General features: G+C 72.8%; 24 protein-coding genes and 1 pseudogene. 13 read left to right on the top strand and 12 right to left on the bottom strand.

Translation table 11 applies throughout. The features are described from left to right. Positions 1-22: 22 nt before the first annotated feature. Both V6U82_RS25085 and V6U82_RS25080 read right to left on the bottom strand, forming a co-directional pair. On the bottom strand, positions 23-967 hold the full coding sequence (locus V6U82_RS25085; protein ID WP_334465059.1) for a tRNA (adenine-N1)-methyltransferase: 945 nt from the start codon (positions 965-967) through the stop codon (positions 23-25). Further along, positions 964-2,022 (bottom strand): M50 family metallopeptidase, encoded by a 1,059-nt coding sequence (locus V6U82_RS25080; protein WP_334465156.1) that lies wholly within the window; start codon positions 2,020-2,022, stop codon positions 964-966. Before V6U82_RS25080 ends, V6U82_RS25085 begins: the two co-directional genes overlap by 4 nt. Positions 2,023-2,236: 214 nt before the next feature. Here V6U82_RS25080 and V6U82_RS25075 point away from each other — a divergent pair, with 214 nt between their 5' ends. The 4 genes from V6U82_RS25075 (at position 2,237) to V6U82_RS25060 (ending at position 7,702) form a co-directional block, all read left to right on the top strand. Further along, positions 2,237-3,154 carry a RecB family exonuclease gene (locus V6U82_RS25075; RefSeq protein WP_435123553.1) on the top strand — a complete coding sequence of 306 codons (918 nt, stop codon included), beginning with the start codon at positions 2,237-2,239 and terminating at the stop codon, positions 3,152-3,154. A 290-nt stretch (positions 3,155-3,444) separates the two neighbouring features. Beyond that, the gene (locus V6U82_RS25070; protein WP_128136325.1) at positions 3,445-4,128 is read left to right on the top strand and encodes a response regulator; all 684 of its coding nucleotides are present in this window, start codon (positions 3,445-3,447) and stop codon (positions 4,126-4,128) included. Between the two features lie 260 nt (positions 4,129-4,388). Then, positions 4,389-5,153 (top strand): ABC transporter ATP-binding protein, encoded by a 765-nt coding sequence (locus V6U82_RS25065; protein WP_128136324.1) that lies wholly within the window; start codon positions 4,389-4,391, stop codon positions 5,151-5,153. After that, a complete protein-coding gene (locus V6U82_RS25060; protein ID WP_334465056.1) occupies positions 5,153-7,702 on the top strand; it encodes an ABC transporter permease in 2,550 nt (849 codons plus the stop codon). Before V6U82_RS25065 ends, V6U82_RS25060 begins: the two co-directional genes overlap by 1 nt. Positions 7,703-7,747: 45 nt before the next feature. Here V6U82_RS25060 and V6U82_RS25055 read toward each other — a convergent pair whose 3' ends face one another. Next, entirely contained in the window at positions 7,748-8,386 is a 639-nt protein-coding gene (locus tag V6U82_RS25055) for an HAD family hydrolase (protein ID WP_128136323.1), read from the bottom strand. A 115-nt stretch (positions 8,387-8,501) separates the two neighbouring features. Then, a complete protein-coding gene (locus tag V6U82_RS25050; protein ID WP_128136322.1) occupies positions 8,502-9,242 on the bottom strand; it encodes a neutral zinc metallopeptidase in 741 nt (246 codons plus the stop codon). A 130-nt stretch (positions 9,243-9,372) separates the two neighbouring features. Between V6U82_RS25050 and V6U82_RS25045 the strand changes: the two genes are divergently transcribed. Beyond that, complete coding sequence (locus V6U82_RS25045; protein WP_334465053.1) at positions 9,373-9,732, top strand: hypothetical protein; 360 nt, start codon at positions 9,373-9,375, stop codon at positions 9,730-9,732. A gap of 9 nt (positions 9,733-9,741) precedes the next feature. Here V6U82_RS25045 and V6U82_RS25040 read toward each other — a convergent pair whose 3' ends face one another. Further along, positions 9,742-9,924 carry a hypothetical protein gene (locus V6U82_RS25040; RefSeq protein ID WP_013286093.1) on the bottom strand — a complete coding sequence of 61 codons (183 nt, stop codon included), beginning with the start codon at positions 9,922-9,924 and terminating at the stop codon, positions 9,742-9,744. A gap of 349 nt (positions 9,925-10,273) precedes the next feature. Between V6U82_RS25040 and V6U82_RS25035 the strand changes: the two genes are divergently transcribed. The 5 genes and pseudogenes from V6U82_RS25035 (at position 10,274) to V6U82_RS25015 (ending at position 12,930) form a co-directional block, all read left to right on the top strand. After that, positions 10,274-10,603 (top strand): hypothetical protein, encoded by a 330-nt coding sequence (locus V6U82_RS25035; RefSeq protein WP_334465050.1) that lies wholly within the window; start codon positions 10,274-10,276, stop codon positions 10,601-10,603. Continuing rightward, a pseudogene (locus V6U82_RS25030) lies at positions 10,603-10,779 on the top strand (MerR family DNA-binding transcriptional regulator); the annotation flags it as partial. The gene V6U82_RS25035 and the pseudogene V6U82_RS25030, both read left to right, overlap by 1 nt. A gap of 58 nt (positions 10,780-10,837) precedes the next feature. Continuing rightward, positions 10,838-11,173, top strand: a complete 336-nt coding sequence (locus V6U82_RS25025; RefSeq protein ID WP_302907094.1) for a YnfA family protein — start codon at positions 10,838-10,840, stop codon at positions 11,171-11,173. A gap of 75 nt (positions 11,174-11,248) precedes the next feature. After that, positions 11,249-12,247, top strand: coding sequence for an RNA polymerase subunit sigma-70 (locus V6U82_RS25020; protein WP_334465045.1), 999 nt, complete (start codon positions 11,249-11,251; stop codon positions 12,245-12,247). Beyond that, complete coding sequence (locus tag V6U82_RS25015; RefSeq protein ID WP_334465043.1) at positions 12,247-12,930, top strand: DUF6069 family protein; 684 nt, start codon at positions 12,247-12,249, stop codon at positions 12,928-12,930. Before V6U82_RS25020 ends, V6U82_RS25015 begins: the two co-directional genes overlap by 1 nt. 306 nt (positions 12,931-13,236) lie before the next feature. Here V6U82_RS25015 and V6U82_RS25010 read toward each other — a convergent pair whose 3' ends face one another. Then, a complete protein-coding gene (locus tag V6U82_RS25010) occupies positions 13,237-13,641 on the bottom strand; it encodes a hypothetical protein (protein WP_334465041.1) in 405 nt (134 codons plus the stop codon). Positions 13,642-13,938: 297 nt separating this feature from the next. Here V6U82_RS25010 and V6U82_RS25005 point away from each other — a divergent pair, with 297 nt between their 5' ends. Further along, positions 13,939-14,952 (top strand): alpha/beta fold hydrolase, encoded by a 1,014-nt coding sequence (locus V6U82_RS25005; protein WP_334465039.1) that lies wholly within the window; start codon positions 13,939-13,941, stop codon positions 14,950-14,952. A 43-nt stretch (positions 14,953-14,995) separates the two neighbouring features. On the opposite strand, the gene V6U82_RS25000 is transcribed toward V6U82_RS25005, so the two are convergent. After that, on the bottom strand, positions 14,996-15,628 hold the full coding sequence (locus V6U82_RS25000; RefSeq protein ID WP_334465038.1) for a hypothetical protein: 633 nt from the start codon (positions 15,626-15,628) through the stop codon (positions 14,996-14,998). 175 nt (positions 15,629-15,803) lie between these two features. Next, on the bottom strand, positions 15,804-19,319 hold the full coding sequence (gene metH / locus V6U82_RS24995; RefSeq protein ID WP_334465036.1) for a methionine synthase: 3,516 nt from the start codon (positions 19,317-19,319) through the stop codon (positions 15,804-15,806). Between the two features lie 241 nt (positions 19,320-19,560). On the opposite strand from metH, the gene V6U82_RS24990 reads away from it, so the two are divergent. Beyond that, positions 19,561-20,430, top strand: coding sequence for a PAC2 family protein (locus tag V6U82_RS24990; protein ID WP_334465034.1), 870 nt, complete (start codon positions 19,561-19,563; stop codon positions 20,428-20,430). A gap of 123 nt (positions 20,431-20,553) precedes the next feature. Beyond that, positions 20,554-21,345, top strand: coding sequence for a GntR family transcriptional regulator (locus tag V6U82_RS24985; protein WP_030504101.1), 792 nt, complete (start codon positions 20,554-20,556; stop codon positions 21,343-21,345). A 390-nt stretch (positions 21,346-21,735) separates the two neighbouring features. On the opposite strand, the gene mshC is transcribed toward V6U82_RS24985, so the two are convergent. The 4 genes from mshC to V6U82_RS24965 all read right to left on the bottom strand — a co-directional run bounded on the left by mshC (position 21,736) and on the right by V6U82_RS24965 (position 25,240). After that, positions 21,736-22,974, bottom strand: coding sequence for a cysteine--1-D-myo-inosityl 2-amino-2-deoxy-alpha-D-glucopyranoside ligase (gene mshC, locus V6U82_RS24980; RefSeq protein ID WP_334465029.1), 1,239 nt, complete (start codon positions 22,972-22,974; stop codon positions 21,736-21,738). Between the two features lie 67 nt (positions 22,975-23,041). Further along, positions 23,042-23,860, bottom strand: coding sequence for an SCO1664 family protein (locus V6U82_RS24975; protein ID WP_334465027.1), 819 nt, complete (start codon positions 23,858-23,860; stop codon positions 23,042-23,044). Beyond that, positions 23,857-24,438: a DUF3090 domain-containing protein gene (locus V6U82_RS24970; protein WP_013286077.1), complete on the bottom strand. Its 582-nt coding sequence runs from the start codon at positions 24,436-24,438 to the stop codon at positions 23,857-23,859. The genes V6U82_RS24975 and V6U82_RS24970 overlap by 4 nt, the downstream gene beginning before the upstream one ends. Before the next feature lie 88 nt (positions 24,439-24,526). Continuing rightward, positions 24,527-25,240 (bottom strand): histidine phosphatase family protein, encoded by a 714-nt coding sequence (locus V6U82_RS24965; RefSeq protein WP_334465151.1) that lies wholly within the window; start codon positions 25,238-25,240, stop codon positions 24,527-24,529. Positions 25,241-25,794: the final 554 nt, after the last annotated feature.

The following is a 25,794-nucleotide window of genomic DNA, read 5'->3' as shown; positions in this document are numbered from 1 at the left end:
GCGCGCGCCCGCGCGGCGGGGGTCAGGACTCCTGCGGCTCCTCCGCCGCGCGGGCGGCCGCGGCGGCACGCAGGGCGTCGCGGCGCTGCGCGTACGCCTCGGCGCCCTTGCTGGGCTTGCGCCGGCGCGGCGGCGCGGTGACGCCGGGGGCGAGCTTGCGGGCGGAGACCAGGAACGCGGTGTGGGCGATCATCCGGTGGTCCGGGCGGACCGCGAGCCCTTCGGCGTGCCAGTCGCGCACCAGCGACTCCCAGGCGCGCGGCTCGGTCCAGCCGCCGCGCTCGCGCAGCGCCTCGACCAGCTCGGACAGCTGCGGGGTGGTGGCCACGTAGCCGATCAGCACGCCGCCGGGCACGAGCGCCCGCTCGACCATGTCGAGCATCTCCCACGGGGTGAGCATGTCGAGGATGATGCGGTCGAAACCGGTCTCGGCGCAGTCGGCGACGTCGCCGACGTGCAGGTTCCAGGCCGGGTGCGGGCCGTTGAAGAACGCTTCCACGTTGCGGCGGGCGATCTGGGCGAAGTCGTCGCGCAGCTCGAACGAGTGCAGCTCGCCCTCGGTGCCGACGGCCCGCAGCAGCGAGCAGGACAGCGCGCCGGACCCGGCGCCGGCCTCCAGCACCTTGGCGCCGGGGAAGATGTCGCCCATGGCGACGATCTGCGCCGAGTCCTTCGGGTAGATCACCTGGGCGCCGCGCGGCATGGACAGCACGTAGTCCGACAGCAGCGGCCGCAGCGCCAGGAACGCGGTGCCGCCGCCCGCGGTGGTGACCACGCTGCCGTCGGGCAGGCCGATCAGGGTGTCGTGCCTGAGGATCCCGCGGTGGGTGTGGAACTCCTTGCCGGGCTCCAGCGTCACGGTGTGCATCCGGCCCTTCGGGTCGGTCAGCTGGACCCGGTCGCCCGGCCGGAACGGCCCGCGGTGGACCGGGGGCAACGCCGGGACGGTGGAGATCTCTGCGGTCACGTGTTCGTCTTCCGTTCGGGTTCCAGGAGCTGGGCGAGATCCGCGATGTGCAGCACGCCGACCACATCTTCGCCTGCCGTCACGACGTACTGCGCGCCCGGGTGGGTGCGCACGGTCTCCAGCACGCGCTCGCCGTCCGCCCCGAGCGGCAGGGCCGGCACGGCGGACAGGTCGCGGGCCACCTCGTCCACCGCGACCCACGGCCTCCGTTCCGGGGGTACGGCGGCGACGCGGGCCGGGTCGACCAGGGCGACGGTACGGCCGGCCGAGTCGACCACGCCGAGAGCCGCCTCGGAGCTGCCCGCCTCGTCGCGGCGGCGCTGGGCCTCCGCCAGCGGCGTGCCGGCGGGCACCGGCAGCACCGGGCGGGCCAGCCGGGCCAGGTCGACCAGGTGCAGCCGGCGGCCGATGCGGGCCAGCCGGATCGACTGGCCGGCGCCGCGCCACAGCGTCAGCGCGACGAGCAGCAGCAGCGGCAGGGCCAGCGGGGCCAGCGCCCGGCGCATGGTGAGCACGACGACCAGCACCAGCGTGCCCAGCGCGACGGCCCGGCCCACCCAGCCGGCCACCTCGGTGCCGCGGTGCCGGTCGCGGGTGAGCGCCCACACGGCGGCGCGCAGCGCCCGTCCGCCGTCCAGCGGCAGGCCGGGCAGGCTGTTGAAGATCGCCACCACCACGTTGCTCACCGCGAGCTGAAAGGCGAGCTGGTGGCCGAGCGTGCCGGCGGGCAGGGCGAGGGTGGCGGCGACCGCCCCGGCGCCGAGCACGGCGGAGACGGCCGGGCCGGCCAGGGAGATCAGCAGCTCGACCCGCGGGCTGGGGGCGTCGCGGTCCATCTCGGTGTAGCCGCCGAGCAGTTCCAGCGTGATCCCCCGCACACCGATGCCGTACCGGCGGGCGGTCAGCGCGTGCCCCAGCTCGTGCAGCAGCACGGAGCCGAGCAGCGAGATCACGAAGCCGAGGCCGACCAGGTAGCCGCCGAGCGGGCCGAGGTCGAGCTGGCGGCGGGCCAGCGCCGCGTACAGCACGGTGACGACGACGGTGAGCAGCAGCATCGAGGCGTCGACGCGCAGCGGCACCCCGAGGACCCGGCCGAGGCTGAGCCCCGGCCGGTGGGGTCCTCGGCTCCGCTGCTGCACCGGCCCGATGCTACGTGAGCTGAGCGTCGGTGAGCCCCCGCAGCCGTGGACGGCTGAGGGCGCTCGATCCCGATCATGCTCCGGTGCGGCGGCGACGGCCGTGTCACACGCGTGCCCTAACCTTCCGGTCATGACGGCGGAACCGATGATCGACAGTCACGGCGACCAGACGGCGGCAGCGGCGCCGGTCACCGTGCGGGCCTCGTTGTCGCCGTCGCGGGCGGCCGACTTCAAGACCTGCCCGCTGCTCTACCGGTTCCGCAGCATCGACCGGCTGCCCGAGCGGCCGACCGTCGAGCAGGCCCGGGGCACGCTCGTGCACGCCGTGCTGGAGCGGCTGTTCGACCTGCCGGCCCCCGCCCGCACCCCGGAGTCGGCGGGTGACCTGGTCGCCCCGCAGTGGGACCGGCTGGTCACCGAGGAGCCGGAGCTCGCCACGCTGTTCGCCGACGGCGACGCCGTCGGGCCGCAGGAGTTCCTCCGGTCGGCGACGGCCCTGCTGGACGGCTACTTCGCGGTGGAGGATCCGCGCCGGCTGGAGCCGGCCGAGCGCGAGGCGCTGATCTCCGCGGTGGTGGACGACGAGCTGCTCATCCGGGGCTACCTCGACCGGCTCGACGTGGCGCCGGACGGCGCGCTGCGGGTGGTCGACTACAAGACCGGCGGGGCGCCGCGGGAGGCGTTCGAGGCGCGGGCGCTGTTCCAGCTCAAGTTCTACGCGCTGGTGCTGTGGCGCACCCGGGGCGTGGTGCCGCGGGTGCTGCGCCTGCTCTACCTCAAGGACGCCGAGGTCTGCGACTACGCGCCGGACGCCGACGAGCTGGTGCGCTTCGAGCGCACGGTGGTGGCGCTGTGGCGGGCGATCGAGCAGGCCACAGCCCGGCAGGACTTCCGTCCCCGGCCGAGCCGCCTGTGCGACTGGTGCAACCACCAGGCGCTGTGCCCGAGCTACGGCGGGACGCCGCCACCGTTCCCGACGTCCGCCGCCGCCCCCGACCCGCTCGTGGACGCCCGCTCCCGCCCGGCCACCCCCGGCGCCGACGAGTAACCCCACCCCACCCCACCCGCTCCTCACCCGCAGCACTGCGGCACGGACGCGGCGATCATGAGGTTGGCTGCCTCGGGAAGCGCTTTCCCGCCAGCCAACTTCATGATCGCCGGGCGATGAGGCGACCAGGGCGGGCGAGGGCGAGGCGGGGTGCGGCCATCCTGCGGGAACGGGGCGGCCTGGTCGGGGTGCGGGCGGCCGGGGCCCTCTACCGTGGGTGCGGGTGGCCGGTCCCACGCCGGGTGGGCAGCGGGTGGGCGCCGGCGCCGCCCGGACGACGAGGGGGACGCATGACCGAGGGCGCCGTGTCCCGGCCGGTGCGGGTCCTGCTCGCCGACGACCAGCCGCTGCTGCGTACCGGATTCCGGATGGTGCTCGGCGCGGAGGACGACCTCGACGTGGTGGGTGAGGCCGGCGACGGCGCGGAGGCGGTGGAGCTGGCCCGGCGGCTGCTGCCCGACGTGGTGCTGATGGACGTCCGGATGCCGCGCCTGGACGGGGTGGCCGCCACCCGGGCGATCGTGTCGGCACGGCTGCCGGTACGCGTGCTCGTGCTCACCACGTTCGCGCAGGACGAGCACGTCGTCGGGGCGCTGCGGGCCGGGGCGGGCGGCTTCCTGACCAAGGACGTGCCGGCCGAGGACCTCGTCGCCGCGATCCGCACGGTGGCCGCCGGAGGCGCGGTGATGTCCCCGCGCGTCCTGCGCCGGCTGCTGGACCGGTTCGCCCAGGTGCTGCCGGACCCGGCCGCCGCGCCGGCGCGGGCGCTGGAGCCGCTGACCGACCGGGAGCGCGAGGTGCTCACCCACATGGCGCGCGGACTGTCCAACGCGGAGATCGCCCGGGTGCTGTCGGTCAGCGAGACCACCGTGAAAACCCATGTCGGGCACGTGCTCACGAAGCTACGGTTGCGCGACCGGGTGCAGGCGGTCGTGCTCGCGTACGAGACGGGCCTGGTCCGTCCCGGCGGCTGAGGTGGCGCGGGTCACCTACCGTGACCAGCGGCGGGGCTGATGTGTTGACCATCACGCCGGGTGAGGCCTTAGCGTCGGCGTCGCCTGCCGGTCAGGGGTCACCCTGAGCCCGCATGGGGGTCGCCCCTCACCGGAAGTTCGGCGCGGATTCCACCCCAGGTCGGAGGGCTTTCGGGCGCGCGACCCCGAGGATGGATTCCGCCGCACCGGCCAGCGGGGGCGGTGCGGCATGAGAACGACATACGGAAGAGGTAGATGACGTGACCGCGACGGTAGGCCGAGAGCAGGCCGCGGCCCGGGCGAACGACGTGTGGAAGGTGTACGGCAGCGGCGAGGCGCAGGTCGTCGCGCTGCGGGGGGTGAGCGCCGAGTTCGAACGCGGCCGGTTCACCGCGATCATGGGGCCGTCCGGCTCGGGCAAGTCCACCCTGATGCACTGCCTCGCCGGTCTGGACACGGTGACCAAGGGCACCGTCATGATCGGCGACACCACGGTGACCGGGCTCAACGACTCCGGCCTGACGAAGCTGCGCCGCGACAAGGTGGGCTTCATCTTCCAGCAGTTCAACCTGCTGCCCACGCTCACCGCGCAGGAGAACATCCTGCTGCCGCTGTCGATCGCCGGGCGCAAGCCCGACCCGGCCTGGTACGACACGGTGATCGACACGGTCGGCCTGCGGGAGCGGCTCGGGCACCGCCCGGCCCAGCTCTCCGGCGGCCAGCAGCAGCGCGTGGCGTGCGCCCGCGCGCTCGTCGCCCGCCCCGAGGTGATCTTCGCCGACGAGCCGACCGGCAACCTGGACTCCCGCTCCGGCGCCGAGGTGCTCAAGTTCCTGCGCAACTCGGTACGCGAGCACGGCCAGACCATCGTGATGGTCACGCACGACCCGACCGCCGCCGCGTACGCCGACCGCGTCGTGTTCCTCGCCGACGGGCAGATCGTCTCGGAGCTGATCGAGCCGACCGCCGAGACGGTGCTGGACACGATGAAGAAGCTGGACGCCCCGGTCGAGGTGGGCAACTGATGCTGCGGGCAACGCTCAAGAGCCTGCTGGCGCGCAAGCTGCGCCTGCTGCTGTCCGGCCTGGCGGTGGTGCTCGGCGTCATGTTCGTCTCCGGCGCGTTCGTGCTCACCGACACGCTCGGGCGGTCCTTCGACGCGGTCTTCGCCGACGCGTACGCCGAGGTCGACGTCAGCGTCGAGGCGAAGCCGAAGATCGACGTCTCCACGGCCGAGGGCATGCCGGTGAGCACCCCGATGCCGGCGTCCGTGCTCGACCGGGTCAAGGCGGTGCCGGGCGTCGCCGACGCCAAGGGCGTGGTCGCCGCCGAGGGCGCCCGCATGATCGGCAGCAACGGCAAGGTGGTCACCTCGTTCGGCCCGCCGCAGCTGGGCCAGAACTGGCTCGGTGAGAGCGACCTGGTGGAGATGCGCGAGGGCCGCGCGCCGCAGGCCGACGACGAGATCGTGATCAACGCCGCGCTGGCCGAGGCGGGCAAGGTCAAGGTCGGTGACCGGGTCGGCGTGCTGACCCTCGCCCCGAAGAAGGAGTTCACGCTCGTCGGCGTGTTCGGCTACAGCGGCGGCCGGGACTCGATCGGCGGGGCCAACGAGGTCTACTTCACCACCCCGGTGGCGCAGCAGCTGATGCTGGGCGAGCCGGACGTGTTCAGCAGCGTCAGCGTCCAGGCCGCCGGCGGCACCACGCCGGCCGCGCTGCGCGACGAGGTGGCCCGCACGCTGGGCGCCGACTACCAGGTCAAGACCGGCGAGCAGCTCGCCGCTGACGCCTCGGCCGGCCTCAAGGAAGGGCTGTCGTTCTTCAACAAGATCCTCCTCGGGTTCGCCGCGGTGGCGCTGCTGGTCGGCACGTTCCTGATCCTCAACACGTTCTCGATCATCGTGGCCCAGCGCACCCGTGAGCTGGCCCTGATGCGGGCGATCGGGGCCAGCGGCAAGCAGGTCATCGGTTCGGTGGTGCTGGAGGCGCTCGCGGTCGGCCTGATCGCCTCGGTGCTGGGGCTCGCCGCCGGCATCGGCGTGGGCGCGCTGCTGGCGTACCTGTTCGGTCAGCTCGCCGGGGGTCTGACCCTGGCCGGGCTGGGCGTACCGGCCTCGGCGGTGATCGGCGCGTTCGCGGTCGGCATGCTGATCACGGTGATCGCCGCGCTGCTGCCGGCGCTGCGCGCCTCGCGCATCCCGCCGATCGCCGCGATGCAGGACGTCGCCACTCCGGACCGGCCGCTCACCAAGGTCACCCTCGGCGGCGCCGTGGTGACCGGCATCGGCGCGGTGCTGCTGTTCCTCGGTCTCGGCGGGCACGCCGGCGACAGCACCCTGGCGACCATCCTCGGCGGCGTGCTGTTCGCGTTCATCGGGGTGGCGCTGCTGACGCCGATCATCAGCCGGCCGGTGGTCGCGCTGCTCGGCGCGATGTTCTCCTGGTCGGTGCCGGGCAAGCTGGGCCGGCTCAACTCGGGCCGCAACCCGCGCCGCACCGCGATCACCGCGGCCGCGCTGATGGTGGGCATCGCCCTGGTCACCGGCGTGACGGTGATCCTGGACTCGGCCAAGGGGAGCATCGGCAAGCTGGCCGAGGACAACATCAAGGCGGAGCTGGTGATCTCCGGGTCCACGACCGGGCCGCGTCCGGCGAGCTTCGACCCAGCGGTGCTGGAGAAGGCCGCCGCGATCCCGGGCGTGCGGATGGTCAGCGGCGAGTACGGCGACATGGCGGTGGTCGGCGGTGAGCGGACCTGGGTGGCCGCGTCGAGCAACGTGGCCGCGCTCCAGCAGATCTTCGGGGCGAAGGCCGCCGCCGGTGACATCAGCAGACTGGCGCCGGACCAGATGCTGGTCAGCTCGGACACCGCGGAGGCACGCAACCTCACCGTCGGTTCGACGGTGCCGGTGCAGCTGTCGCGCGGCGAGGCCCGCACCTACACGGTCAGCGGCATCTACTCCAGCTCGCAGCTGACCAACCCGGTGACGCTGCCGCCGCAGGCCGCGGCGGACTTCAGCATCCCGCAGCCGATCCAGGGCTTCCTCCAGCTCGCCCCCGGCACGTCGGTGGACGCCGTGCAGCCGCAGGTCGAGCGCCTGCTGGCGGACAGTCCCGAGGTGTCGGTGGCCGACCGGGCCGCGTTCATCGAACAGCAGACCGGTCAGCTGGACTCGCTGCTCCAGATGATCCAGATCCTGCTGGCGCTGGCCATCGTGATCGCGGTGCTGGGCATCATCAACACGCTCGCGCTGTCGGTGCTGGAGCGGACCCGGGAGCTGGGCCTGCTGCGGGCGATCGGCCTGCGCCGCGCCCAGACCATGCGCATGATCACGGTCGAGGCGGTGGTGATCTCCATCTTCGGCGCGCTGCTCGGCGTGGTGGTCGGCACCGGTCTCGGCGCGGCGGTGGTCGAGGCGCTCAAGGACGAGGGCATCACCGATCTGGTCCTGCCCTGGGGTCAGATGGTGACGTTCCTGGTCCTGGCCGCGATCATCGGGGTGGTCGCGGCGGTGCTGCCGGCGATCCGCGCCGCGCGGATCAACGTCCTGGGCGCCATCGCCCACGACTGACACACCACCGGAAAGGGCCCCTCTCGTCGAGAGGGGCCCTTTCCGCTACCGGTGGAGCAGCGCGGCGAGCAGCTCCAGGTCCGCCCCGGTCAGGCTCTCCACCTGGTGTACGCCGTCGGCGGGCGCCAGCGGCACCTCGGCCGGTACGGCCAGCACCGCCGCCCCGGCGGCCAGCGCGCTCGCCACGCCGGTCGGTGAGTCCTCGATCGCCACGCACCGCTCGACCGGCACGCCCAGAAGACGCGCGGCGGTCAGGTACGGCTCCGGGTGCGGCTTGGCCGCATCCACCTCGTCACCGCACACCACCGCGTCGAAGCTGTCCCGGCCCAGCGTGTCCAGGGCCACCTCGACCAGCGCCCGGCCGCTGGAGGTGACCAGCGCGGTGGGGATGCCGGCGTCCCGTACCGCGCGCAGCAGCGCCAGCGCGCCGGGACGCCACTGCAGCCCGGTGCGGAACAGGTCCAGGATCCGGGCGCTGATCCAGTCGGCGCTGGCCTGCACGTCCCGCTCCGGCTGGCCCAGGTCGTCGTGCACGATACGCATCGCGTCGGCCATGCCGGTGCCGACGATCGCGCGGCGGGCGTCGTCGGACAGGACACCGCCGTACACGGCGGCCAGCTCCTGCAACGCGACGTCCCACAGTTTCTCGCTGTCGACCAGGGTGCCGTCCATGTCGAAGAGCACGGCGGCGGGGTGTGGGCTGCTCAGCGGGGGCCTCCTTCGGTACGCGTACCCCGCCGATCCTGCCAGCCGCGCCCGGTGCGCCCGTCACCGTCCCCGATCGGGGTGACCCGCGGCATCACCCGAGGCCGCAGGCGCCGAGCGACTTCTCGTATCCGCGGAAGAACGAGTCGCTGCGCTGCTCGGCGGTGCCGTGCGAGCCCTCGGCGAACCACGGCTGGTCGGGGTCGTCGCCGACCGCGAGCAGCCCTTCCCGGAACTCCTCCAGGTCACCGTCCTCCAGCTCCAGCGCCCCGGACCGCACGCTGTCCCCGAGGTACGCCCCGGCCATGCAGTCGGCCTGCAACTCCTGCTGGATGGTGAAGTTGTAGCGGATGCCCAGCCGCACCTGCATGCCGTGGGCGTACTCGTGGCCGAGCAGGTAGAACAGGAACGCGTCGCCGATCTGCCGGAACGCCGCCACCGACCAGTTCACGTCGTAGGCGATGAAGTCACCGGCCGAGCAGTACACCGCGTTGTTGCGCGGCAGCCCCTGCCCGGCACAGGCCACCTCGCCCTCGCGGCTGTAGGGCACCACCCGCCGGATCGGGGTGAACCGCTGGCCGGAGGCGCGGAACTGCTCCGCCCAGTAGCGTTCGGCCAGGCGGACCGCGTCCTGGATGTCCTGCTTGAACTCGGCCACGCTGGTGGTGCCGTCCGCCCGGGTGGTCTGCGACTCGGGCTGCGCGCTGCGCGGGGGTGCGGGCTGCTGCGGCTCGCCCTGGTCGTAGCCGCCGGCCATGCAGCCGGCCGCCACCAGCGCGGCCACCACCAGTCCGGCGACCGGCCCGCGCCCCTGACGTCCCGCCCTGTCCCCCACCATGACCTCCCGGCTGTCGCACCCGTGTCCCGCAGCAGTACCCCCGGCAGGCACCGGTGATGCTCACCGGCTCTCACGTACCGCCGCCGGGAAACGTTCACCGGGCCACGGGAGCGGTACGGTCGTCGTCGTGGAGCCGTCGTACGCGGGAATCGTCTATTGGCGACGCAGTCTCTGGAACGGCATGCGCTGCGTACCGGTGCTGCTGACGCTGGAGGAGGGCTGGCTGCGCGCCTGCGACCGGCACGGCGCGGAGGTGTTCGCCGCTCCCGCCGGCCGGGTCGAGGCCCGGGGAACGATCTTCGGCACGATGCTGCTGACAGTCGACGGCCGCCGGTACGCCCTGGTCGGCGACGGCGCAGCGGTCTCACCGGCGCCGGGCGCGGAGCAGTGGCGGCGGCTGGAGGAGTACACGGCCCGCGCCGATCCTGTTCCCGACCTCGCGTCGTGGTGGGAGCCGCTGGCGCGGGCCGGTGTGACGGTGCGCTGACCGGCGCGGTCAGTCCAGGCCGCGCATGATGTGCGGCTCGCCGTCGTCGTCGCCGAAGCAGCGGTGCAGCACCTGGGCGCGCGCCCACAGGTCCAGGCTGCTCGGCGGTCCGACCGGTCCGGTGCCGGCGGGCGTGGTGGTCAGCACGGGAGCCGGTTCCGGCGGGACCTGCGACGTCACCTCGTCGGTCATGTCCGCCCCTTTCGTCGTACCCATGCTCGTCCGCGGGCGTTTCCGCCACGTCAACTCCGACGGCGCGGGCATGGACGCGGCGCGCCTGACCCACGCCGGCCCGTACTCCGGTGACGGTAGCCCGCCGGGCCGCCGAGCACAGCCGTATTCCCGACGTCGCCGCAGGTCGCGGCCGCTGATCACGCCCGGCGACCGCGGACGGCACCGCACGGCAGGTGGGGCGAGGTCGGGATCAACGGCAGGCTCGTCAGCGGCATCCGGGCGTCCGCCTGCCGCGACCAAGGCGCGGGTGTTCCTGCCGGGTGCCGGGCTTGCATCCGGTACCGGGGTACGAGCTTACCGTCGAGGCGTGACCGACGACTCCTGGGTGCCCGACGCCTGCACGCTGCCGACCACCGAGCGGCCGCTGCGGCTGGCCGAGTTCGACACGCTGTTCCGCGACGCGCTGCGCGGCGTCGACCGGCTGACCGCCCGGCACCTGCGGCTGCACCTCGACGACGCCGCCGAACCGGCCGCCGGCGACCTGGTCGCCCGCGAGTCGGCGTGCTGCTCGTTCTTCACGTTCGACCTCGCCCGCCCGGACGGCGGCACGCTGAGGCTCGACATCCGGGTTCCGGGCGCCCGTGTCGCCGTACTCGATGCCCTGGCCCTACGGGCCACGGCCGCGCGGGCCCGGTGATGGGCGAGCCGGTGCTTCGCAGCGGCCAGGTCGCCGACGCGGCCGGGGTCAACGTGCAGACACTGCGCTACTACGAACGGCGCGAGCTGCTGGCCGCGCCCCGGCGGTCGCCCGGCGGGCATCGGCTCTACCCGGCCGAGACGGTCACCCTGCTGCGGGTGGTGAAGGCCGCGCAACGTCTCGGCTTCGCTGCCCTTCGCCGGTCCGGACCACGGCCCGGCTACGGTCTGACGCATGACTGTCGTCCGGTCCGTCCTGCTGTTCCTGCTCGCCGCGCTCGCCGAGATCGGCGGCGCCTGGCTGGTGTGGCAGGGCTGGCGGGAGAACCGCGGGCTGCTCTGGATCGCCGCCGGGGTGATCGCGCTCGGCGCCTACGGGTTCGTGGCCACGTTCCAGCCGGACCCGAACTTCGGCCGCATCCTCGCCGCCTACGGCGGCGTGTTCGTCGCCGGGTCGCTCGCCTGGGGCATGGTGGTCGACAAGTTCCGGCCCGACCGCTACGACCTCGTCGGCGCGGCCATCTGCCTGGTCGGCGTCGCCGTCATCATGTACGCCCCGCGCACGGGCTGACGGCGCGGTGATGAGTTTCCGCGCCCGTGCCCGTCACACGTACGACGGGACACGACGACGCGGAAGGATGACGTCATGGGTACGGACACGCGGCTGCAGGAGCTGGGCGTACGCGACCTGGCCGAGGTCGACGAACCGGCGTTCACCGGGCTGGCGCAGCGGCACCGGCGAGAGCTGCACGTGCACTGCTACCGGATGCTCGGGTCGTTCGAGGACGCCGAGGACACCGTCCAGGAGACGTTCCTGCGGGCGTGGCGGCGGCGGGAGACGTTCGCGGGACGGTCCACGTTCCGGGCCTGGCTGTACCGGATCGCCACCAACGCCTGCCTCGACCTGCTCGCCAGGTGCCGTCCCGAGCCCGCGACCGGCGGTGAGGTGCGGTGGCTCCAGCCGTACCCGGACCGGCTCCTCGACGAGCTGCCCGCAGCCGGCGCGGACGAGCCGGAAGCGGTCGCTGTGGCACGGGAGACGATCGAGCTGGCGTACCTGGTCGCCGTGCAGCACCTCGCGCCGCGCCCACGCGCAGTGCTGATCCTGCGCGACGTGCTCGGCTGGCCCGCCAAGGAGGTCGCGGAGCTGCTCGGCGACTCGGTCAACTCGGTCAACAGCGCGCTGCAGCGGGCCCGCGCGGGCATGCGGGAACACCTGCCCCCGCAGCGGCAGGACTGGACCGGCGACGAGACGGACACCCGGACCCGCGAGCTGGTACGCCGCTTCACCGACGCCGCCATCGCCAAGGACATCGACGGTCTCGCCGCGATGCTGCGCGACGACGTGCGCTGCTCGATGCCGCCCACCCCGGGCCTGCAGATCGGCCGCGACGCGGTGGTGAACGACTGGATCGCGGACGGCTTCGAGAGCCTGGGCAGCCTGCGGGCCGTGCCCACCGCCGTCAACCGGCAGCCCGCCGTCGCGTTCTACCTCCGGCAGGACAGCGACGGCGCGTACCTGCCGCTCACCGTCGACGCCCTGCGCATCACCGGCGGGGCGATCACCGAGATCGTCACCTTCCACGCCGACCGGTTCCCGCGACTCGGGCTGCCGGAGCGCCTGCCGGCCGACCCCACGCCGTAGTGCCCGCGCGGACGCTCGCGCTGCCCGGCGGCGCGCGTGTTCCGGTGGTCGCGGACCGGTGGCACCACGCGTACGGCGTCGTCACGCGCGGACGCGTGCAGCTGGAGCTGCGTGACGGCACCCCCGGGCCGGTCCTCGGCCGCGACGCCGGTTTCTGGCTGCGCGGCACCGGCGTACGCGCGCTGCGCAACCCCGGCCGTCGCACCGCGACGGTACGCGTCCTCACCCCCGACTCCTGGAGGAACGACATGATCAGCAGCACCGACACCGCCGTCCGGGTGGGCCGTGCGCACGGCTTCCGGCGGCTCGCCGTCACCGGCCTGGTCGCCACGCCCGCCGCGATGGTGGTCACCACGCTCGCGGCCGCACTCGCCCGGACCGCCGGTGTGGACTTCGAGATCCCCGACGGCGGCGAGACCATCCCGTTGGGCGGGTTCGCAGTGGTGACCGGCTTCTTCTCGCTCGTGGGCGTCGTCGCCGCCGCCGTCCTGCTGCGGTTCAGCGCGCGTCCCGCGCGGCGGTTCGTGTGGACGGCGGTGGCGCTGACCGCGCTGTCGATGGTGCCGCCGTTCCTGGTCGGGGCGGCTGCACCGACTGTCATCGCCCTGGTCGGGTTGCACCTGGTAGCGGCGGCGGTGATGATCCCCGCCCTGACACGGAGCCTGGGCGCGCGGGCCGACTGACGCTCCACCTTCGGCGGCGAATCGAGGCCACCGGGGCGCCTGCTGTCTCCGGCCGGAGGCACGCGCTGTCCCGTCCGCAAGCCTCCCACCGCGCGACGGCTTCGATCGGGCGCCTACCATCCCCACCCGTGGAGGGTCTGTTCTGGATGGCCGTCGTACCGCTGTGCGGCCTTTTGGGCTGTCTGGTTCCGTGCGCCGTCCTGGCGGCGCTGGCCACGTGGCCGAGGAAGGGCGACCGCGGGTAGCCGTCCTCGACGTGTCACCCGTAGTCGGGCGGGCCATCCCCCCGGCGAGTGCACCCGGCGGTTACTCGGCCTTGGCTCCGCGACGGCGGTTGGCCACCGTGGTGCCGCCGAACGCGACGAGCCAGGGCAACACCAGGAAGCCTCCGCAGCCGATCACGATCAGCCACAGCGTCTCGCTCGGCTCTCCCTGGTGCTCGAGTTCGGGCCACGTGAAGGCACTGCCGAGCAGCGACAAGGCGTAGCACAGGACGATCACGATCGCGGCAGCCGCGCTGACCCGGCGGCTGCGCGGGCTGCCCGCAGCGCGGAGAACTCCAAGCACGAACATGACGATCGGGGCGACGTACATACCGGACAGGACGACGAGGGTGAAGTACCTCGCGCGGGGGCCGAGATCCGAGTCCGCCAACGGCGGCAGATCGGCTCCGGCCACGTGGACGACAGAGAGAAGGGCGGAGTTCAGCACCTTGGACTCCTCACGCCGGGACGCTCGCACGCCATCGGGATCGATCCCTCAGTCTGGCATCGGCCGCCCTGGCGCCACGTACCACCGGGAAGCGACACCACGACCGTCCGTGCCAGGCTCGTCGGCGCCGCGCTCGTCGGGACGCTCGCCACCGGTGCGTCCGCGCCGACCGACCCTCGCGTTCGATGCTTCGCCGTGGTGAACGACGCCATCTTCGTGCCACTTCATGCTGTGCGGGTCGGCTGACCGGGACATTTGTGCAAGCCACCAGCACCCGGGCGCGGCGACAGTGAGCCCATGACTACTTCGCCGGCGTTCGACGACCATCCGGACCACCCCGATCCGCAGGCCCCTGACCGGGAGCCACAGGTGAGACGCCCTCGCCGCCGAAACCGCCGCATCGTCGCCTCAACGATTCTTCTCGTCGTCGCCGGGGCGCTCTCGGCAAACACGGCAATGGTGAACTCGCAGGATGCCGACGCCACCGGGGACTCGACCCTGCCCCTGGACGGCGGAAACATCCACGTGAGCCAGGACGGCCCCCGCGACGCTCCTGCACTCGTCCTGATCCACGGGCTCGGCGCCTCGACCCGCTGGTGGGATCCGGTCGTTCCTATGTTGGCCAGGTCCCATCGCCTCATCCGGATCGACCTGCTCGGGCACGGCCGATCCGCCAAACCAGCCGGTGGCGGCTACGCCATCCCGCAGCAGGCACACCGGGTCGGACAGGCGTTGGACCGGCTGGACGTCGAGCACGCCGTACTGGTCGGCCATTCCACCGGCGGCTACGTCGCCACCGCCCTCGCCGGGCAACGAGGGGACCTGGTAACCGCACTGGCGCTCATCGACACCGGACCCCGCATGGACGCCTTCATCTCCGACGGGCCCGTCGGCAAGCTCATCGACGTCCCGGTGGTGGGACAACTACTGTGGCGACTGCGAACCGACGGCTTCATCCGCCGGGGACTGAGTACCGCGTTCGCGCCAGGATTCAAGGCCCCGCAGCAACTCGTCGCCGATACGCGCGCCATGACCTACCACGCTCTCACCGCCACGTCGCGTGCGTCCGACGACTATCTCGCGGAGCGTCCGCTCCCCGACCGGCTCACACCTCTCGGCAAGCCACTGCTGGTGATCTTCGGCGAGGAAGACCAGCGATGGCGATCCTCCTCCGCCGCCTCGTACCGCGCCGTAGCGGGTGCCAGGGTGGAGTTGATCCCCGGCGTCGGACACTCTCCCATGCTTGAGGATCCCCCGCGCACCGCCGCACTTCTCCTCACCTTCACCGCTTCCGTGCCCGGCGGTCGGTAGCGCAGGGCATCAGTTTTGAGTGACAGCGATCAAGCACGGGTGGCTACGTTCTCGCCTGCGTCAGGAAGGTTCGGGCGGCCAGCTCGCCGGAACGATCGCGAGCCCACATCGCCCACCGGACGCCGGAGCCGGGGAACACGGCGGCGAACGTCTTCCAGATGTGCAGCCGGAAGCCGTCCTGCTCCCACCAGCGCTCGGTGTACCCGGACGCCTCCGGTATCGGGGTGAGGTGCGCGGCGTGCGCCTCGACCGCCGCCAGGCCCGGCGCGTCGTCGAGCGACACCGGGATCCAGGTGGCGCACTCCTGGTAGAGCGCCTCCGCTTCGAGCAGCGCGTCGATGCCAGGAAAGACGGGCACCACCGGCGCCGAGTGCGGGCCGGTGAAGCAGTAGACGACAGCGCCGTCGCCACGCAGCCAGACCGCGTACGGGTGCGCGGTGTCGTGCGCGACAAGGTCGGCCATGGCGTCCCGGTCCTCGGGGCCGTAGTCGTCTGCCTCCCACGGAACCGGCACAAACGTGACGGCCTCTTCGAACGACCACGCGACGCTGCGGTACCGCAGGCCCCCGTACCGGGCCGCGGCCCGCCGGAACAGGGTCAGTGTTGCCTCAACGTCGACGCCTGGCAGACGGCTCAGCAGCGACCGCAGCTCGTCGGTCGTGGGCCGATGTGACACGTCGAGCGACGTTCGTTCGGCGGCGTGCCGGAGGAAGCGGACGGCTCTCGGCGACAATCCCGACGGATCGTCCAGGACGTGATGCACGACTCCATGATCGAGGACACTCGGCAGAACACGGCGTGCACGTCCGACGCCACCCGTAGGCCTCGGTCCTGCCCGACGCGGGGCGACGTCACTTGGCGTTGAAGTAGTTCGCCTCCGGGTGGTGCACCACGATCGCGTCGGTGGCCTGCTCCGGCACCAGCTGGAACTCCTCCGACAACTGCACCCCGATCCGCTCCGCGCCCAGCAGCTCCACGATCTTCGCCCGGTCCTCCAGGTCCGGGCAGGCCGGGTAGCCGAACGCGTACCGGCAGCCCCGGTAGTCGGTGCGCAGCAGACCCGCCAGGTCGGCCGGGTCGTCGTCGGCCACCGTGCCGCCGCCGGGCAGCACCAGTTCGGCCCGGATCCGCCGGTGCCAGTACTCCGCGAGGGCCTCGGTGAGCTGCACGGACAGGCCGTGCACCTCCAGGTAGTCGCGGTACTCGTTGCCGGCGAACATCTTCGCCGTGTACTCGCTGATCGGCTGCCCCACGGTGACCAGCTGCAACGCCACCACGTCGAGCTGGTCGCCCTTGGGCCGGAAGAAGTCGGCCAGGCACAGCCGCCGCTCCTGCCGCTGCCGGGGGAACGAGAACCGGGCCCGCTCGCTGTGCCCGTTCTCGTCCAGCACCACCAGGTCGTTGCCCTCGGAGTAGGCCGGGAAGTAGCCGTACACCACGGCCGCCTCCAGCACCTGGTCGGAGATCAGGCGGTCCAGCCAGTACCGCAGGCGGGGCCGGCCCTCGGTCTCGACCAGTTCCTCGTACGACGGGCCCTTCCCGCCACGGGCGCCGCGCAGGCCCCACTGGCCCAGGAACGTGGCCCGCTCGTCGAGCAGTGCCGCGTAGTCGGCCAGCGGCACACCCTTGACGACGCGGGTGCCGAAGAACGGCGGCTTCGGCACCGTCACGTCCACCGCCACGTCGGAGCGGACCGACGCGTCGTCCAGTTCGGGCAACGCCTCGCGCACCTGCGCCCGCTGCCGCTCGCGGCGCTCCCGGCGGGCCGCCAGTGCCGCCTCGCGCTCCGGGTCGACCATCGGCGCGCCGCCGCGCTTGGCCGCCATCACGCGGTCCATCAGGGACAGCCCTTCGAACGCGTCGCGGGCGTAGTGCACCTGGCCCGGGTAGATCGACCGCAGGTCGTCCTCGACGTACGCGCGGGTCAGCGCCGCGCCGCCGAGCAGCACCGGCCAGCGCTCGGCCACGCCTCGGGAGGCCATCTCGGCCAGGTTCTCCTTCATGATGACTGTGCTCTTGACCAGCAGGCCGGACATGCCGATCGCGTCGGCCCGGTGTTCCTCGGCGGCGTCGAGGATCGCGTTGATCGGCTGCTTGATGCCGATGTTGACCACGTCGTAGCCGTTGTTGGACAGGATGATGTCGACCAGGTTCTTGCCGATGTCGTGCACATCGCCCTTCACCGTGGCGAGCACGATCCGGCCCTTGCCGTCGTCGTCGGTCTTCTCCATGTGCGGCTCCAGGTAGGCCACCGCGGTCTTCATCACCTCGGCGGACTGGAGCACGAACGGCAACTGCATCTGGCCGGAGCCGAACAGCTCGCCGACCACCTTCATGCCGTCCAGCAGCAGGTCGTTGATGATGGACAGCGGCGTACGCCCCTGCGCCATCGCGGTGTCCAGGTCGGCCTCCAGGCCGTTGCGCTCGCCGTCGATGATCCGCCGCTTGAGCCGCTCGTCCAGCGGCAGCGCGGCCAGTTCCTCGGCCCGGGTGGCGCGCGCCGACGCCGCGTCCACGCCCTCGAACGCCTCGATGAACCGCTGCACCGGGTCGTATCCCTCGCGGCGCCGGTCGTACACCAGGTCGAGCGCCACCTCGCGCTGCTCGTCCGGGATCCGCGACATCGGCAGGATCTTGCTGGCGTGCACGATCGCCGAGGTCAGCCCGGCCTGGGCGCACTCGTGCAGGAACACCGAGTTGAGCACCTGCCGGGCCGCCGGGTTGAGGCCGAACGACACGTTGGAGATGCCGGCGGTGAAGTTGACGCCCGGGTAGCGCGCCGCGATCTCCCGGATCGCCTCGATCGTCTCGATGCCGTCGCGGCGGGTCTCCTCCTGCCCGGTGGCGATCGGGAACGTCAGCGCGTCGATGAGGATGTCCTCCCGGCGCATCCCCCACCGGCCGGTCAGGTCGTCGATCAGCCGGGCGGCCACCCGTACCTTCCACTCGCGGGTGCGGGCCTGGCCCTCCTCGTCGATGAGCAGCGCCACGACGGCGGCGCCGTGCTCCCTGACCACCGGCATGACCCGCGCGTAGCGGGAGTCGGGGCCGTCGCCGTCCTCGAAGTTGACCGAGTTGACCACGCACCGGCCGCCGAGCATCTCCAGCCCGGCCTCGATCACCGCCGGCTCGGTGGAGTCCAGCACGATCGGCAGCGTCGACGCGGTGGCGAACCGGCCGGCCAGCTCCCGCATGTCCTGCGTGCCGTCGCGGCCCACGTAGTCGACACAGAGGTCGAGCAGGTGCGAGCCGTCCCGGGCCTGGCTGCGGGCGACCTCCACGCAGGCCTGCCAGTCCCCGGCGAGCATGGACTCGCGGAACGCCTTCGAGCCGTTGGCGTTGGTCCGCTCTCCCACCATCAGGATGCTGGCGTCCTGGGCGAACGGCACGTGGTGGTAGATCGAGGAGACCCCGGCCTCCGGCTTCGGCTCCCGCGCCACCGGCGCCCGCCCGCCCAGCCGCTCCACCAGCACCCGGATGTGCTCCGGGGTGGTGCCGCAGCAGCCGCCGATCAGCGCGACGCCGTAGTCGGTGACGAACTGCTCCAGCGCGTCGGCCAGCTCGTCCGGGCTGAGCGGGAAGTACGCCCCGTCTGCGGTCAGCACCGGCAGGCCGGCGTTCGGCATCACCGAGACCGGAATACGCGAGTGCTGCGCCAGGTAGCGCAGGTGCTCGCCCATCTCCGCCGGGCCGGTGGAGCAGTTCAACCCGATCAGGTCGACGCCGAGCGGCTCGATCGCGGTCAGCGCGGCGCCGATCTCGCTGCCGAGCAGCATGGTGCCGGTCGTCTCCACCGCCACCTGGCAGATGATCGGCACGTCCCGGCCCGCCTCGTCGCGCGCCCGCTTCGACCCGACCACCGCCGCCTTGACCTGGAGCAGGTCCTGGCAGGTTTCGATGATCAGCGCGTCCGCCCCGCCGGCGATCAGGCCGGCGGCGTTCTCCTGGTACGCGTCACGCAGCGACGCGTAGCTCGCGTGGCCGAGCGTCGGCAGCTTGGTGCCCGGGCCCATCGAGCCGAGCACGAACCGGGGATGCTCCGGCGTCGCGTACGCGTCGGCTGCCTCCCGCGCGATCCGCGCGCCCGCCTCGGACAGCTCCCGGATGCGGCCGGGGATGCCGTACTCGGCGAGGTTGGGCAGGTTCGCGCCGAACGTGTTGGTCTCCACACAGTCCGCGCCGGCCGCCAGGTAGGCGTCGTGCACGCCGCGGACCACGTCCGGCCGGGTCACGTTGAGGATCTCGTTGCAGCCTTCGAGGCCGTCGAAGTCGTCGAGGGTGAGGTCGGCGGCCTGGAGCATCGTCCCCATCGCGCCGTCCGCGATCAGGATCCGATCGGCCAGCAGGTCACGCAACGAAATAGGCACATGCCCCAGGTTAGTGCGCCCGAGTGCGGCAGAGTCACCCGAACCGGGCCTTCCCACATTCTGCCCACCGGGCCGGCGTACACCTTTCCGCCGGTTCGCCGGGGTGGTCCGACCCGGCGACCGGCGCGGCCGACGGGCCGGGCCCCGCGGCGGCACGTAGGCTGACGGACGTGAAGGACAACAGGGGTGCGACAGTGCGACGGGGCGACGCCGCGCCCGACGAGCAGGGTGAGGTGACGGCGTGACCGAGTTCGACGGGCTGCCGGTACTGCGCTCGCCGGTCGCCATCGCGGCCTTCGAGGGCTGGAACGACGCCGCCGACGCCTCCACCGCCGCCGTGGAACACCTGGAGCAGGTCTGGCAGGCCCGGGAGGTGACCGAGCTGGACCCGGAGGACTTCTACGACTTCCAGGTGAGCCGCCCGACGATCACCATGGCCGACGGGGAGACACGGCGCGTCGAGTGGCCCACCACGCGGTTCATGGTGGCCAGCCCGGAGGGCACCGAGCGGGACGTGGTGCTGATCCGCGGCATCGAGCCGAGCATGCGCTGGCGGACGTTCTGCGAGCAGGTGCTGGAGATCTGCCACAGCCTGGAGGTCGAACGGGTGGTGCTGCTCGGCGCTTTGCTGGCCGACGTGCCGTACACCCGGCCGCTGCCGATCAGCGGCAGCGCGTCGGACGCCGACGCGGCCAGGCGCTACCAGCTCACCCCCACCCGGTACGACGGGCCGACCGGCATCGTCGGCGTGCTGCACGACGCCTGCACCCGGGCCGAGGTCGACGCGGTGTCGTTCTGGGTGCACGTGCCGCACTACGCGAACAACCCGCCCTGCCCGAAGGCCACCCTCGCCCTGCTGCACCGGGTCGAGGAGGTGCTCGACCTGCCGGTGCCGATGGCCGACCTGGCCGAGGAGGCCGCCGAGTGGGAGCAGCGGGTACGCAGCGCCGCCGAGCAGGACGCCGAACTCGGCGAGTACGTGCGTGAGCTGGAGGAACGGGTCGGCGACGCCGGCATCACCCCGTTGACCGGGGACGAGATCGCCCAGGAGTTCGAGAAGTACCTGCGTCGCCGCGGTGGTTCCGCCGGACCGACCGCGGGTTCCTGGTAGTTCTCCCGCTCTCCCGAAGCCGGGCTCCCCTCTGTGCCGGAGCCCGGCTTCTTCGTGTCCGGGGTGGCGCTGTCACACCCTCTAGGGCATCCTAGGAACCTAGCTGTTCTGAGGAGGCGGGCAATGCAGATCAATCCCGGCGCGGCCGAGTTCCCGCACCGGCAGATCGCCGCGCAGCTCAAGGCCCAGGTGCGCCGCGGCGACTGGGGTCCGGGCGAGCGGCTGCCGTCCATCCCGGCCATCGCCGAGATGTTCGGCGTCGCGAAGCAGACCGTGCAACGCGCCGTCGACCAGCTGCGGGTCGAGGGCATCCTGATCACCAAACCCGGCTCCGGTACGTACGTCCGGGGCACCCGCCGCCGCCTCAACCGCCTGTCCCGGGGCCGGTACGGCGGCTTCCGCGGCTACCACACCGACCTGGCCGCCCGGTACCGCCAGCAGCTCGTCTCCGTCGGCCGCTCCCCCGCCCCGGCGGAGGTGGCCGACGCCTTCGGTGTCGCCGACGGCACCGAACTGCTCTGCCGGCGACACCTGGTACGCACCGACGACTCCCCGGTCGAGGTCGGCGCGTCGTGGTTCCTGCCCGCCGACACCGCCGGCACGTCCCTGGAGCGGGCCGAGGCGTTCGGGCGTCCGCTCTACCAGGAGGCGGAGGAGGTCACCGGCCGGCGGTACGTCACCGCGACCGACACGATCAGCGCCCGCCAGCCCAGCCGGGAGGAGGCGGAGATCCTCCAGATTCGCCCGGACACCCCGGTGCTGCACCTGCTGCACGTCGCGTACGACGAACGGCACAAGCCGATCGAGGTCGCCCAGGCCACCTGGCCCGGCCCGATGACCACGCTGACCGAGGAGTACAAGATCCCCGCCCCCGCTCCCGACCAGGACCCCGACCCCGGCCTGGTCCTGGGCTGACCCAGGGCACCCGGCACCCGGCACCCGGCACCCGGCACCCGGCACCCGGCACCCGGCACCCGGCACCCGGCACCCGGCACCCGGCACCCGGCACCCGGCGATCTTGCACTTTCCGCCCCGGCACACAGGGCATTCACGGCATCCCCGGGGCCCCAACTGCAAGATCGCCGAGGACTGCGAGGGCCGGGCACGCCTGAGTGGAACACCACGGGTGTCAAACCGCCCTCGACACACCCATCACGTTCCACCCGCTTCCCCGGTTGGCGCGATCTTGCACTTACGGCCCTGCGAACCGACCCAAAAGGGGCGGAACGCGGGCCGCAAGTGCAAGATCGAAGGCGCGAGACGGGCGGGGCCGCGCGAAAGGGCCGGACTCGGCGGAGGCGGCGGCTAGAGGGCGATGCCGAGGAGGGCGTCCACCGTGTCGCGGAAGAGGGCCGGAGCGGTCTCGTCCTCGGTCACGCCGTCGAGGACGCCTTCGGCCCAGCGGTCGGCCGCCGCCAGGGCACCCGGAGTGTCCAGGTCGTCGGCCAGCCGCTCGCGTACCTCGGCCAGCAACGCCGCCCCCGACGGCCCGGCCGGCGCGGCGGCGGCCCGCCGCCAGCGGCCCAGCCGCTCCTGCGCCTCGGTGAGCAGCTCGTCGGTCCAGGAGCGGTCGCTGCGGTAGTGCCCGCTCATCAGCGCCAGCCGGACCGCCATCGGGTCCACCTTGTCGGCCCGCAGCCGGGACACGAAGACCAGGTTGCCCTGGGACTTCGACATCTTCTCGCCGTCCAGGCCGATCATGCCGGCGTGGACGTAGTGGTCGGCGAACGGCGCCTCGCCGGTCAGCCGCTCGGCGTGCGCGGCGGAGCACTCGTGGTGCGGGAAGATCAGGTCGTTGCCGCCGCCCTGCACGTCGATCCGGTCGCCGAGCAGGTTCAACGCGATGACTGTGCACTCGATGTGCCAGCCGGGACGGCCCGCACCCAGGTCGCCGCCGGGCCAGGACGGCTCGCCCTCGCGGGCGCCGCGCCACAGCAGCGGGTCGAGCGGGTCGCGCTTGCCGGCGCGCTCCGGGTCGCCGCCACGCTCGGCGAACAGCTCGATCATCTGCTCGCGGGTCAGGTTCGACTCGTAGCCGAACCGGGGCGCGGCGGAGACGTCGAAGTAGACGTCGCCGGTGCCGTCGTCGAGCCGGTACGCCGCGCCGTCCTTGAGCAGCATCAGCACCTTCTCGGCGATGTCCGGGATCGACTCGACCGCGCCGACGTAGTGCGCCGGCGGGATCATCCGCAGCGCCTCCATGTCCTCGCGGAACAGGGCGGTTTCCCGCATGGCCAGGACCTTCCAGTCCTCGCCGTCGCGCTCGGCGCGCTCCAGCAGCGGGTCGTCGATGTCGGTGACGTTCTGCACGTACCGCACGTCGAGGCCGGCGTCGCGCCACATCCGCTGCACCAGGTCGAACGTGATCATGGTGGCGGCGTGCCCGAGGTGCGTGGCGTCGTACGGGGTGATGCCGCAGACGTACATCGAGGCGGCGCCCTCGGGCCGGCTGGGGTGGGCGCCCTGCCGCGCCGAGTCGTACAACCTCAGCGACACGCCCTCGCCGGGCAGCCGTGGCACGTCATGTCCCGCCCAAGACTCCATGACCGCCAGCCTAACGATCCGTCAGACGCTCGGGTGCCGCCCTACGGGTGATCAACGCGACAGCAGCTCACATCGGCGGCCAGGGCATCGCCGGCCACTCCTGCGGCGGCAGCGGGAACCGGCCGCTCTCGCCCAGCCGCTCGACCCGTTCCGCCAGCGCGGCCAGCTCACCGATGGTGAGGTGCTCGGCCAGTTCCTCACCGAGCGGCCCGCGCAGCTGCCCGGCCAGGCCGTCGAGCATCTCGACCGCGTCCGGCGGCAGCTCACGGCCGGCCCAGCCCCACAGCACCGTACGCAGCTTCTCCTCGACGTGGAAGCTGACGCCGTGGTCGACGCCGTAGATCCGGTCGTCCGGGCCGACGAGCACGTGCCCGCCCTTGCGGTCGGCGTTGTTGATCACCGCGTCGAGCACGACGAGCCGGGCCAGGCGGGGGTCGTCGGCGTGCGCCAGCGCGTACGCCGTCCCGTCGTCGTCGCGGGCCGCGGCCACCGGGAACCAGCGCGGCGGGATCTCCCGCGCCGGCACGAACCCGACCAGCGGCTCGGCGTCGTCCGGCTCGTCGATCCAGAGCTGGCACGAGCCGGGACCGAACGGCCCGTCGCGCAGCACGGTCGGGGGAACCAGGTCCCAGCCGGTGGCCCGGGACACCAGGTAGGCGGACACCTCCCGGCCGGCGAGCGTGCCGTCCGGGAAGTCCCAGAGCGGACGCTCGCCGCGTACCGGCTTGTAGACGCAGTGCGCGGACACGTCGCCGAGGGCGATGACACCGCGCAGTGTCGCGTTGGAGGCGTCGACGAGCCGCCCCTCCAGGGTCAGCTCACCGTCGGCGAGCAGCCGCAGCGCCTCGGCGCCGTCCTGTCGGGGCTGCAGTTCCGACGAGGTCACCGGTGATAGCCGTTGTGCCGGGGGCAGAGGTGACCGGCCGGGTCGAGCGGCTGGCCGCACAGCGGGCAGGGGGGCCGGCCGGCGTTCACGACGCGCTTGGCGCGCTCGATGAACTCGCGGGTCGCCTCCGGGGTCAGCCGTACCCGGAGGCGGTCGAGGTCGTCGTCCGGCTCATCCGGGTCCTCGTCGGCGTCGTCGTCCGCGTCGCCCAGCTCGACCTCGACCTCCGCCTCACCGACGGCGATCGCCTCGATCACCACCGTGGCGGTGTCCACGTCGAAGGCCAGGCCCAGCGTGCCGACCCGGAACTCCTCGTCCACAGGCGTGTCGAGCGGCTCGTTGTCACCGGTAACCGTGGTGACCGGCTCCGGGAGCTTCACGCCGAAGCGGCGCTGCGCCTCGGCGAGCAGCTCTTCGAGCTTCTCGGCGAGCAACGACACCTGGACCTTCTCCAGCGACACGCTGACCAGCCGGCCGCCGCCGCGCGCCTGGAGGAAGAACGTGCGCTCCCCCGGCGGGCCGACCGTACCGGCGACGAACCGCTCCGGCGGCTCGAAGGCGTGCACCTGGTGCGTCATACCCACGACCCTATCCGGCGTGTGGAAGCACCGCGCAGCCCACCGACGCCGAATCCGCCCAGAGCGAACGCGCCGCGTACGCCCCGGCTCATCCGCCCGCGCCCGCGCCTCCGCCGACCGCCGCGTCGGACTCGGCCGCCCGCGCCGGGCGCCGGCGCCGCTTGCGCGGCGGCGGGACCAGCGCCGACAGGTCGCCGCCGGTGTCGTTGAGCCGGACCAGGAACGGCCGCAACGGGGTGTAGCGGATCGCCGTCACCGACGCCGGGTCGGCCACGATCCGCTGGAAAAGATCAAGGTGTACGCCGAGCGCGTCCGCCACGATCGCCTTGATCACGTCGCCGTGGCTGCACGCCAGCCAGACCGCCTCCGGCCCGTGCTCGGCGGTGACCCGCGCGTCCCACGCCCGTACCGCCGCCACCGCGCGCGCGGACATCGCCGCCATCGACTCACCCTGCGGGAACGCGGCGGCGCTCGGGTGCTGCTGGACCACCGGCCAGAGCGGCTCCTTCGCCAGCTTCTTCAGCGACTGCCCCTCCCAGTCGCCGTACCCGCACTCGATCAACCCCTCGTCGACGACCGGCTCGGTGCCCGGCAGCGCCAGTTCCAGGGTCTGCCGGCAGCGGATCAGCGGGCTGGTCACCACCGCCGCCAGCGGCAGCCCGGCGAGGCGCGCGCCGACCGCCGTCGCCTGCGCCCGGCCGGTGTCGTCCAGCTCGACCGGTTGCCGCCCGGCCAGGCCGCCGTCGGCGTTCGCGGTGGTCCGGCCGTGTCGCAGAAGCAGAAGGGTCGCCACGCTGACCACCCTAGGCGGTACGTCCCCCGATGATCGTCCCGCCACGACACCCACCGCCTACCCGCCCCGCGCACCGGTCCCCGCCCTCCACCCGTCAGCGTCGATCATGAAGTTGGACCGGACAAACCGGTCGGTTCGTGCCGTCAACTTCATGATCGCCCGTCGCGTTGCTTCGCTTGTCCGCCTCGGGCGGCGCCGACGCCTGCCCTGCGCTGATGCTGTTCGCCGCGGCCGGGTGGAGATCTCGCCCCGATGAGGGCCGTTTCGTACCAAGATCTCGCGCAACTCGGGGTGGGCCGGGGTGGGTGGGGTGGGGGCGGGTGCCGGCGGTGGGCGGGGTGTCCGGTTTCGGGGTGGTCGGGGACACCCGGGCGGTGGAATCGGTGGCGGGGTCGGGGCGTTGTACCTGGTGAACGACCGCAGCAGCGCCCCCCGCACCCCCGCAACGCGGGCGGCAGCGTCCGGGAATGATCCCGGGCCGGCGGTCGTTGGACATGTCTCCGGCGCGACCAGCGAACCCCCTCGCACGCCACCCCCGGCGTCCGCGGGCCGCGTGAGCAGAC

The organism is Micromonospora sp. CPCC 205554 (assembly GCF_036902745.1).
Taxonomy (GTDB): Bacteria; Actinomycetota; Actinomycetes; order Mycobacteriales; family Micromonosporaceae; genus Micromonospora; species Micromonospora tulbaghiae.
This window is presented reverse-complemented; position numbering and strand designations above follow the sequence as displayed.